Source organism: Agromyces sp. NPDC057865, assembly GCF_042796995.1.
Taxonomy (GTDB): domain Bacteria; phylum Actinomycetota; class Actinomycetes; order Actinomycetales; family Microbacteriaceae; genus Agromyces.
The window spans coordinates 173,570-184,516 of sequence record NZ_JBHVMJ010000004.1 but is presented as its reverse complement, the minus strand read 5'-3'; the positions used below and the strand labels follow the sequence as shown (position 1 = coordinate 184,516).

The 10,947-nt window shown below is 73.3% G+C and carries 7 protein-coding genes; all 7 read left to right on the top strand.

What is annotated here, in order from left to right; all coding sequences use genetic code 11:
* Positions 1-6: 6 nt before the first annotated feature.
* Positions 7-978: an AAA family ATPase gene (locus tag ACFVN5_RS18620; protein WP_376957196.1), complete on the top strand. Its 972-nt coding sequence runs from the start codon at positions 7-9 to the stop codon at positions 976-978.
* The gene (locus ACFVN5_RS18615; protein WP_376957193.1) at positions 975-2,294 is read left to right on the top strand and encodes a DUF58 domain-containing protein; all 1,320 of its coding nucleotides are present in this window, start codon (positions 975-977) and stop codon (positions 2,292-2,294) included. Before ACFVN5_RS18620 ends, ACFVN5_RS18615 begins: the two co-directional genes overlap by 4 nt.
* A complete protein-coding gene (locus tag ACFVN5_RS18610) occupies positions 2,291-4,588 on the top strand; it encodes a transglutaminaseTgpA domain-containing protein (RefSeq protein ID WP_376957191.1) in 2,298 nt (765 codons plus the stop codon). Before ACFVN5_RS18615 ends, ACFVN5_RS18610 begins: the two co-directional genes overlap by 4 nt.
* The gene (locus ACFVN5_RS18605; RefSeq protein ID WP_376957188.1) at positions 4,585-5,331 is read left to right on the top strand and encodes a hypothetical protein; all 747 of its coding nucleotides are present in this window, start codon (positions 4,585-4,587) and stop codon (positions 5,329-5,331) included. The genes ACFVN5_RS18610 and ACFVN5_RS18605 overlap by 4 nt, the downstream gene beginning before the upstream one ends.
* A gap of 109 nt (positions 5,332-5,440) precedes the next feature.
* Positions 5,441-8,359, top strand: a complete 2,919-nt coding sequence (locus ACFVN5_RS18600) for an FtsK/SpoIIIE domain-containing protein (RefSeq protein WP_376957185.1) — start codon at positions 5,441-5,443, stop codon at positions 8,357-8,359.
* A gap of 181 nt (positions 8,360-8,540) precedes the next feature.
* Positions 8,541-9,728 (top strand): PotD/PotF family extracellular solute-binding protein, encoded by a 1,188-nt coding sequence (locus tag ACFVN5_RS18595; RefSeq protein ID WP_376957177.1) that lies wholly within the window; start codon positions 8,541-8,543, stop codon positions 9,726-9,728.
* A gap of 19 nt (positions 9,729-9,747) precedes the next feature.
* Positions 9,748-10,947, top strand: a complete 1,200-nt coding sequence (locus tag ACFVN5_RS18590) for an ABC transporter ATP-binding protein (protein ID WP_376957174.1) — start codon at positions 9,748-9,750, stop codon at positions 10,945-10,947.

Here is a 10,947-nt window from a genome sequence, read left to right as displayed (position 1 = left end):
GCGAGCATGACCATGACCCCCGAGGAGGCGACGCGGTTCGCCGCGAACCTCGACCGACTCGTCGGCGCGGTCGAGGAGGTGCTCCTCGGCAAGAACCGGGTCGTGCGACTGGCGTTCACGGCGTTCCTCAGCGAGGGTCACCTGCTGCTCGACGACGTGCCCGGCACGGGCAAGACGTCGCTCGCGCGCGCGATGGCGCAGTCGGTCGCCGGCTCGAGCAACCGAGTCCAGTTCACGCCCGACCTGCTGCCGGGCGACATCACCGGGGTCACCGTCTACGACCAGCGCAGCGGCGTCTTCGAGTTCCACGCCGGACCGGTCTTCGCGAACATCGTGCTCGCTGACGAGATCAACCGCGCGAGCCCGAAGACGCAGTCCGCGCTCCTCGAGGTCATGGAGGAGGGCCAGGTCACCGTCGACGGGCAGACGCACCCCGTGGGGCATCCGTTCATGGTCATCGCGACGCAGAACCCGGTGGAGCAGGCCGGAACGTACCGGCTGCCCGAGGCGCAGCTCGACCGGTTCCTCATGAAGTCGTCGATCGGCTACCCCGACCACGCGTCGACCATCCGCATCCTCGAGGGCGCCGACCAGCGCGCCCACGACCACCGCGTCGGCGCGCAGCTGAGCGCCGAGGAGATCGTCGAGATGGCCGCGCTCGCGCGCACCGTCTACGTCGACCCCACGATCCACGACTACGTGTCGCGCCTCGTCGACGCCACCCGCACCGCACGCGAGGTGCGGCTGGGCGTCAGCGTCCGCGGCGCGCTCGCCCTCATCCGCGCGGCGAAGACGCACGCCGCCGGCCGCGGCCGCCACTACGTGGTGCCCGACGACGTGAAGGCGCTCGCCGAGCCCGTGCTCGCGCACCGGCTCATCCTCGACCCCGAGGCGGAGTTCGACGGGGTGACGACCTCGAACCTGATCTCCCAGGTGCTCATCGAGACCCCGCCGCCGTCCAGCAGGCAGGCCGTGTGACGTTCACCCAGACCCGCACGTCGATCCCCGAGGAGGCGAAGAGGGAAGGTCTTCTCGCGGTCGTCATCGGACGCGCCGTCGGCGGCATCGTCGCCGCCGCGGGGGTCGTCGCGGACTGGGCGCGCGCCGTGCAGGGCGTCGTCACGCCGCTCGGCTGGGCGGTCGTCGCGGGCGCGGTCGCCGCGCTCGCCGTCGGGTACACCTGGGGCTGGGTCGAGTTCATCGCCATCGGGTGGGGGCTCGTGCTGCTCGTCGCCGTGGCATCCGTGTGGCTCATCGGCCGAGGCGCGTCGACGATCGAGCTCATGCTGCCGACGCCGCGCGTGGTCGTCGGCGAGCAGGCCCAGGCCCGCCTCATCGCGGCGAACCCCGGACGCCGGCGCTTCGGGGGCGTGCAGCTCGAGGTGCCGGTCGGCAACAAGGTCGTCGAGCGCGTGCTGCCGGGGCTTCCGCGCGGCGGGGCGTTCGACGACCACTTCAAGATCCCGACCGAGCGGCGCGGCATCGTGCCCGTCGGGCCCGCCCGCACGGTGCGCGCCGACCCCATCGGGCTCATGCGCCGCGAGATCGTGTGGTCGCAGTCGGTCGACCTGCACGTGCACCCGCGCACGATCGCGATCGGCACGCTCAGTACGGGCTTCATCCGCGACCTCGAGGGTTCGCCCACGCGTGACCTCACCGCGAGCGACATCGCCTTCCACGCGCTGCGCGAGTACGTGCCCGGCGACGACCGGCGGTTCATCCACTGGAAGAGCACGGCGAAGACGGGCACCTTCATGGTGCGGCAGTTCGAGGAGACCCGACGCAGCCGGCTCATGGTGCTGCTCGACCTCGAGCCCGGCGCGTACGCCGACGACGAGGAGTTCGAGCTCGCGGTGAGCGCGGCGGCGTCCGTCGGAGCCCGGGCCATCCGCGACGCCCGCACGGTGTCGTTCGTCGTCTCCGGACGCGGTCGCGTCGGCGCGCGGGGGAGCGGGATGCGCGAGCTGCCGACGGTGTCGCGAGACCGGCTGCTCGACGCCCTCTGCGTCGTCGAGCGCGACGACGCCGCACTGCTGCTGCCCGACGTCGCCCGGGCGGCGGCCGAATCGCTGCCCGGCGTCTCGCTCGCCTTCCTCATCACCGGCACCGGCCGCGGCGCGGGCGCACTGCGCGCGGCATCGTCGCGGCTCCCCGCGGGCGTCGAGGCGATCGCCGTGCAGTGCTCGCCCGGCGGCGAGGCCACCGCCCGAACCGTCGCCGGCCTCACCGTGTTCGGCATCGGGTACCTCGAGGACCTCCGCGCCATGCTCGCTCGATCGGCGTCGATCGCATGAACGCGCAGCGACGGCCGGCCGCGCCCGAGGGCGTGTGGTCCACCGCGACCACGATGGCCCTCGTCGGCGCCATGCTCGTCGCCGCGATGATCCCGTGGTGGCCCATCTACGAGAGTCCGGCCTTCCTCGTGGCCGCGACGGTCGCCATCATCGCCGGATCGGCCATCGGGCTCGCGGGCGCACGATTCCACTGGCCGGCCTGGGCCGTCGTCGTCGCGGTGTTCGGCGCATACCTGACCCTCGGCGTGCCGGCTGCGGTGCCGGGAAGCGCGATCGCGGGCGTCATCGCGACGCCGCACGGACTCGTCGAGCTCCTCGCCGGCGCCGCGCTGTCGTGGAAGCAGCTCGTCACGATCGCGGTGCCCGTCGGCTCCTACCAGGCGCTCCTGGTCCCGGCCTTCCTCCTCGCGCTCGTCACCGCGACGACGGCCGTCACGATCGCGCTTCGCAGCCGACGCCCCGCGGCGGCCGTCATCCCGCCGGCGCTCCTGCTCGTAGCGGGCATCGCGCTCGGGGTCGTGCACGAGACGCTCGCGGTCGAGACCGGGCTCGCGTTCCTCGTCACCTCGATCGCCTGGCTGGTGCGGGTCGCCATCGCCCGTCGGCGCGCGATCACCACCGGGCGGCCGGTCGAGGCCGCGCTCGCCGACGCGCGGCGCGTGCTCGGGGCATCCGCCCTCGTCGCCGTCGCCCTCGTCGGCGCCACGGCGGCCGCCGTCGCGCTTCCGACGCCGCCGCGCAGCGTGGTGCGCGCCGAGCTGCAGCCGCCGTTCGAGCCACGCGAGCACGAGAGCCCGCTCGCCGGGTTCCGCAACGCGTTCGATCCCGAGGCCGTCGATGACGAGATGCTCGAGGTCAGTGGCCTGCCGGCGGGCGCTGGGTTGCGCGTCGCAACGCTCGACACGTACGACGGCATCGTCTACAACGTCGGGGGCGCCGACGGCACGGGCGAGTCGGGTCGGTTCACCCGTGTCCCGTACCGCCTCGACCAAGGCGACGTCGACGGGACGTCGACGCGCCTCGACGTGCTCGTACTGGATTACGACGACGTGTGGGTGCCGGGCGTGGGGCAGCTCGAGCGCATCACCTTCGGGGGCGACCGCGCGCCCGTCCTGGCCGACGGGTTCTTCTACAACGACGTGACGGGCACGGGCGCGGTGCAGACCGGGCTCACCGCCGGTGACCGCTATACGACGGAGTCGATCACGCCGCGTCGGCCCGCAAGCCTCGAGGCGTTGCGCCCGGGCACGAGCGTGCTTCCGGCGTCGCCCGCGATGCCCGAGGAGCTCGGACGCCTGCTCGACGACTGGGCACCGGCGTCTGATGCCCCGGGCGTGCGGCTGCAGGCCATGGTCGCGGGCCTCCGGGAGACGGGCTACGTGAGCCACGGCACCGAGGGAGAGGTGTGGAGCCGTTCGGGGCACTCGCTCGATCGGATCATCGAGCTCGCTGACGAGCAGCGCATGATCGGCGACGGGGAGCAGTACGCCGTGGCCGCCGCGCTGATGGCTCGCGAGATCGGCTTCCCGGCGCGCGTCGTCGTGGGCTACATGCCCGACCTCGACGAGGCGGCGGCGGGCGCCGGCGAGGCTGTGGTGTTCCACCGTGACGACCTCCAGGCCTGGATCGAGGTGCAGGACGCCGACGGCAGCTGGGCGACGGTCGACCCGAATCCCGAGCGCAGCGACATCCCTGAGCGCGATCCCGACCAGCCGACCGTCGTGTCCCGGCCGCAGTCCGCCCTGCCGCCGCCGGCGGAGCGGACACCCGTCGACGACCTCGATCCCGATCCCGACCTCACGCTCGACCAGCGCGACCAGGGCGTCGAGCCGTGGGTCGAAGCGCTGCTCGCCGCGCTCGCCGTCACCGGGTTCGCGCTGCTCGGCCTCGCCGTGCTCGTGAGCCCGTTCCTCGCGATCATCGTCGCGAAGCTGCGGCGACGGCGCCTCCGCCGGCGCGCGCCCACCCCGGTCGAGCGCATCGAGGGCGGCTGGCAGGAGTTCGCCGACACCGCGGTCGACTTCGGGTACCCGATCCGCCAGAACGCGACGCGGGCCGAGCAGGCGGCGACCGTGGGCGGACTCGGTCCGCTCGTGCTCGCGTCGGTCGTCGACCGGGCGGTCTACGCACCCGACGGGCCGGCGGACGGCGACGACGAGCGGGTCTGGGACACGGTCGACGAGCTGCAGGAGCGCCTCGCCGCGCCACGCACGCGCCGCGATCGGCTCCGCGCCGCGATCTCGCTGAACTCGCTGGCCGGGTACGCTGTGACGCGGAGAGGAGCCAGGCCGTGACGTGTCGGATCTGCGGTGCGCACCTCCCCGACGGGGCGATGTTCTGCGGCGAGTGCGGCAGCTCGACGAGCGCGACGCCCGAGTCCCGCCGCCGGCCCGATCCGCGACCCGGCGACACGACCGCGATCGAGCGCCCGGCGCGCCGCAACAGCGGCGTCATCAGCATCCCGGTGCACGGGTTCCATGCGAGCGACGACGACGGCGACGGCGAGCGAGCGGATGCCGGCATCGCGCGCGTGCTCGACGATGCGGCGTCGTCGGCGGTCGAAGGCGGTGACGACCTGCGAGCGGATGCCGCGATCGCCCGCGTGCTCGACGCCGCCGCGTCGTCCGCGCTGACGGGGCCGCCCTCGGCGCCCGCTGCGACGCCGGCCGCGACGCCGGCTGCGCCCACCACGCTCGCCTCCGCGCGCACCTCGCCACGGTTCGTGCTGTCGTTCAGCACCGGCGAGACGCGCACGGTCTTCGGCACGGGACTCATCGGGCGCAGGCCGCTGCCCCAGCCGGGCGAGGAGTTCGACCACCTCGTCCAGATCGCCGACCGCACGCTCTCGGTGTCGAAGACGCACCTCGAGTTCGGCGAGCACGAGGGCCAGCTCTGGATCGCCGACCGCTTCTCGGGCAACGGCACGGTCGTGCGCCGCCCCGACGACGGCGCGCTGCGCTGCGAGCCCGGGCGCCGGTACCTCGTGCCGCGCGGGAGCCTCGTGGAGCTGGCCGAGCAGTCGTTCACCGTGGCCTGACGCGGCGACGCGCTCGTCCCGTCCTCCCCAATCGAGCGGACGCTGCGGGCCCGGAACGGCCCGACCCGGACGCGCCCGAGCGAGTGATCTCGCATGATCGGATGACGGGATGGATCGCCCCCCGCCCGAGCTCGCCGCACCCGGCGACCCGCCGCTCGCACTCCCGCCCCGGGCGCCCGAGCCGGTCGCGCAGGGCTTCCCGTGGCTCGCGGCGGTGGCACCGCTCGCCGGTGCGGCGGTGCTCTGGGCGGTGACGGGATCGGCCCTCTCCCTGGCGTTCGCCGCACTGGGCCCGCTGGTCGCCATCGCGTCGGTCGTCGACGCGCGACGCCAGGGTCGCCGCGCGCGCCGGCGGGGCGCCGCCGAGCGGGCGGCGCTCCTGGCCGAGCTGCGCACGGCCGTCGCCGACCGCCACGCGGCGGAGCGCGCTGCGCACTGGCGCCGCGTCGCGTCGGCGAGGCAGATCGTCGAGGACGCTCGCCCCCTCGAGTGGCGTCACGGACCGCCCGACCGGGTGGTGCTCGGTCGCGGCACCATCGCCAGCGGCGTCCGGATCGACGGCGTGCCCGACGACGATGACGATCGCACGCTGCTCCGCTCCGCGGGTGCGCTCGACGACGCGCCCGTGCTCGCGTCCGTCGCGGGCGGCATCGGCGTCGTCGGGGTCGAACCGATCGCCGGCGCGCTCGCCCGCGCCCTCGTCGTCCAGGTCGCGCACGCGGGCCGGCCCGATGCGGTGGGAATCGCGCTGCCGGCCGGAGACGCATGGGCGTGGTCGGCGGCGTTGCCGCACCGGAGCGGGCCGCTCGCCGTGCGCGTCGTCGGGCGACCGGACCGCGGCACGGAGCCGGCGCGTGCGAGGACGACGGCGGACACGGATGCCGTCGCCACGATCGCCGTGGCCGATGCGGCCGAGCACCTGCCGCACGGCCTCGAGACGGTCGTCCGGATGTCGGACCACCGGCGGGCGGTCGTCGAACGGCGCGGGGCCGCGGTTCCCACGCTCATCCTGCCCGACCTCGTCGGCGTGGCCGAGGCGTCCGCGTGGGCCGACCGGGTGCGCACCGCGGCCGCGCGGGAGCAGGCGGGTTCGGGCTCCGGCGTGCCCGAGCGCGTCGCGTTCGACGCGCTCGAGCAGCCGTCGCCGGACTCCTCGAGGACCTCGCTCCGGGTCGTCGTGGGCATGGCCGCCGACGGGCCGCTCGCGCTGGACCTCGTCGAGCACGGACCGCACGCGATCGTGGCGGGCACGACGGGCAGCGGCAAGAGCGAGTTCCTGGTCGCCTGGCTCGCGGCGCTCGCGACCCGCCATCCGACTGATCGCGTGGCCTTCCTGCTGGTCGACTTCAAGGGCGGTGCGGCGTTCGAGCCACTGCGCGGGCTGCCGCACGTCACGGGCATCGTCACCGACCTCGACGAGGCCGAGGCGGAGCGCGCGGTCCTGAGCCTGCGCGCCGAGCTGCGGCATCGCGAGGCCGTGCTGCTCGCGGAGGGCGCGCGCGACCTCGCCGCGCTACCCGAGCAGGTCGTGCTGCCTCGCCTCGTGCTCGTCGTCGACGAGTACCAGGCGATGGTCGAGCAGTTCCCCGACCTGGGCCTGGTCGTCGCCGACGTCGCGGCGCGGGGCAGGTCGCTCGGCGTGCACCTCGTGCTCGCCTCGCAGCGACCGAACGGCGTGGTGCGCGAGCAGGTGTCGGCGAACTGCGCGATCCGGGTGTCGCTGCGCGTGCGGCAGCGGGCCGACAGTGTGGCGGTCGTGGGCACCGAGGCCGCCGCGGCGATCCGGCCCGACCGGCCGGGCCGTGGCATCGTCGACCTGGGCGACCGATGCCCCGTGCAGTTCCAGTCCGCCCTGGTCGACCAGGGCTCGCTCGAGCGCCTGCATCGATCGACGTCGACGCTCGCGCCGGCCCGCCGCCCGTGGATGGATCCGCTGCCGGCGCGACTGACGCCGTCCGTGCTCGCCGAGCTGGTCGCCGCCGACGGTGCGGTGGCCGAGGGTGCCCGGACCCGGGAGCGCGGCCGGGGGCTCCCGTTCGGGGTCCTGGACGACCCCGAGCGGCAGCGGCACGTCGCGGCGGTCTGGACCCCCGAGGCCGACGGGCACCTCCTCGTCGTCGGCGAGCCCGGCAGCGGTCGGACGACGGCGCTCGCCGCGATCGCGCGGGCGGCGGAGGCGTCCTCGTTCGAGGTGCGCCGCGTCACCGGACCGCCCAGCGCTCGATGGGACACGTTGCGGGTACTCGCCCTCGACGATCGCCGAGGCGCATCGTCCCGCCGTGTCCTCCTCCTCGTCGACGACCTCGACGTGGCGTTCCGGGACTGGCCCGACGAGCACCGCGTCGCGGCCGTCGGCATGCTCGAGCGGCTGCTGCGGGAGGGCCGGGAACGGGGACTCGCGGTCGCAGCGGCCGCGGGCTCGGCGCATCGCCTCCCGGCGGGCCTTCGCGAGCTGCTCGGCTCGACCGTGCTGCTGCGGCATCCGACGCGGACCGACCTCGCGCAGGCCGGCGGAGCGACCGGATTGTGGAGGGCCGGCGACCCACCCGGCTCCGGCCAGTGGCGCGAGCGTCGGCTGCAGGTGGTCGACGTTCCGCCGCTCCCGGCCGAACCCGGCGTCGAATCGCCGATCCTCCGCTTCGGCACGACGCGGCTCACCGCGGTCGTGAGCGCGCGACCGCGAGCGGATGCCGCGACGCTCGGGCGCCTCGGGTCCGCGCCCGTGCTCCTCGAGCCGGGCCCCGACGCGACCCTCCGCGCCGCGATCGCCGCGGGCGCGGGCGGGGGAGCGGGGCATCCGCTCGTCGTCGTCGGCGACGCCGACGCGTGGACCGCGAACTGGACGCTCGCCGCGCTCGTGCGCGAGGAGGCCGTGATCGTCGTGCACGGGGGATCGCGCGAGTTCCGCGTGTTCTCGAGGGGCTCGGCACCGGCGCCGCTGCTCGACGATCCGGTCGCGCAGTGCTGGCTGATGCGACCCGGCGGCGAACCGATGAGATGCGCATGGCCTGTCCACGTGGACAACTGAAAACGTGCGTCAACCTGCGCGATCGGTACTGAATCCGCACACGATGTTCGCAGAAATTAACGATTCGGACATTATTCCGTGAATCTCGCCCCCCAGTGTGTCAGTATCGACCCACCCCCAGCACGCGCCCGATTCCGAATGGAGTTCCCCCGTGACCGCTCGGCCCCTACCCCAGGATCCGATGATCCGCTCCTTGATCGCGCAGGCCCGTCAGGCGCACTTCAACCGGCGCACGCTGCTCGCCGGCGCCGGCGCCGGCGCCACCGCCCTCGCGCTCGCGGCCTGTGCCAACACCGGTGGCGGCCAGGCGAAGCCCTCCGCGGCCGCCGACAAGTCCGAGACCGACAAGACCCTGAACTGGGCGAACTGGGCGGCCTACATCGACGAGGACGACGACGGGAACTACCCCACCCTGGTGGCCTTCACGGAGCAGACCGGCATCGAGGTCAACTACGAGGTCGCCGTCGACGACAACAACACCTACTACGGCAAGGTGAAGGACCAGCTGGCCCTCGGCCAGGACATCGGCGCCGACACCGTCTGCCTCACCGACTGGATGGTCGGCCGCTGGATCCGCTTCGGCTACACGCAGGAGCTGGACCACGCCAACATCCCGAACCTGTCCAACCTCACGCCCGCGCTGGCGGACCCCGACTTCGACCCGGGTCGCAAGTTCTCGGTGCCGTGGCAGGGCGGCTTCGCCGGCATCTGCTGGAACAAGGAGGCGATCCCGGGCGGCCTCGAATCGGTCGAGGACCTCTGGAACTCCGAGCTCAAGGGCCGCATCGGCGTGCTCTCCGAGATGCGCGACACGATCGGCCTGCTCATGCTGCAGAACGGCGTCGACATCTCGGGCGACTGGGGCGACGCCGAGTTCGAGGCGGCGAACGAGATCCTCCGCGAGCAGGTCGAGTCCGGCCAGGTCCGCAACATCAAGGGCAACTCCTACCTGGAGGACCTGAAGAGCGAGGACACCCTGGCCGCCATCTGCTGGTCGGGCGACATCACGGTCATCAACGCCGAGGCCGGCGACAAGTGGGAGTTCGCGATCCCCACGGCGGGCGGCACGCTCTGGAACGACAACTTCCTCGTGCCGATCGGCTCGCCACGCAAGACCAACGCCGAGACGCTCATCAACTACTACTACGAGCCCGAGGTGGCCGCCGAGGTCGCCGCGTGGGTGAACTACATCACCCCCGTCGTCGGCGCCAAGGAGGCGGCGATGGCGATCGACCCCGAGCTCGCCGAGAACCAGCTGATCTTCCCCGACGAGGACACGCTGTCGCAGGCGCACATCTTCCGCACGCTCACCCCGGCGGAGGAGCAGAAGTACCAGGCCGCGTTCCAGAGCATCCTGCTCGGTTCCTGAGACGAGCGGAAACGACGACATGGCTGTTCGCGAATTCGCCGAGCGGGGCGCCGACCTCGAGCTCGTCGGCATCCAGAAGCGGTTCCCCGGCTTCACGGCGATCGAGGAGCTCGACCTCCTGATCCCGGCCGGTTCGTTCTTCGCCCTCCTCGGCCCGTCGGGCTGCGGCAAGACGACCACCCTCCGACTCGTCGCCGGACTCGAGGAGCCGACCCGCGGTCGCATCCTCATCGGCGGCAAGGACGTCACCGACACGAAGTCGCATGAGCGTCCGGTCAACACGGTGTTCCAGAGCTACGCGCTGTTCCCGCACATGACGATCATCGAGAACGTCGCGTTCGGCCTGAAGCGCCGCCGCATGGCCGACCCGATGGGCAAGGCGCACGAGGCGCTGCGCCTCGTCGAGCTCGACCACCTCGCCCAGCGCCGGCCGCAGCAGCTCTCGGGCGGACAGCAGCAGCGCGTGGCCCTCGCCCGCGCGATCGTGAACCGCCCGGCCCTCCTCCTCCTCGACGAGCCGCTCGGCGCGCTCGACCTGAAGCTCCGCCGCCAGATGCAGCTCGAGCTGAAGACGATCCAGGAGGAGGTCGGCCTCACCTTCCTCCACGTGACCCACGACCAGGAGGAGGCCATGACCATGGCCGACACCGTGGCCGTCATGAACAAGGGCGCGATCGAGCAGATGGGCGCGCCCGAGGAGTTGTACGACCTGCCGCGCACCTCCTTCGTCGCGAACTTCCTCGGCCAGTCCAACCTCTTCACGGGCGAGGTCGTCAGCACGACCGCCGACGCGATCACGGTCGACGCAGCCGGGACGCGCATCGTCGTGCCGGCCGCGCGTGCCCAGAAGCACCAGGGCGAGGTCACCGTCGGCGTGCGGCCCGAGAAGGTCGTCCTCCACACCGAGGAGCCCACCGAGACCGCCGACCGCAACACCATCGGCTCGGGCCGCGTCATCGACGTGTCGTTCTCGGGTGTGAGCACCCAGTACCTCGTCGACCTCGGGGCCCTCGGCACGCTGCTCGTATTCGCGCAGAACATCGGCTTCGCCCCGGTCGCCGGCCTCGGCACCGAGGTGTGGCTGAGTTGGGACGTCACGCACGGCTTCGGCCTCGCCGACGAGCCGGCCGAGACCGGGCGCTTCCCCGCCGACGACTCGACCACTTCGATCGCCGTGCAGCGACGCGAGGCACTGGTCTCGGAGCTCGAGGAGCACTGA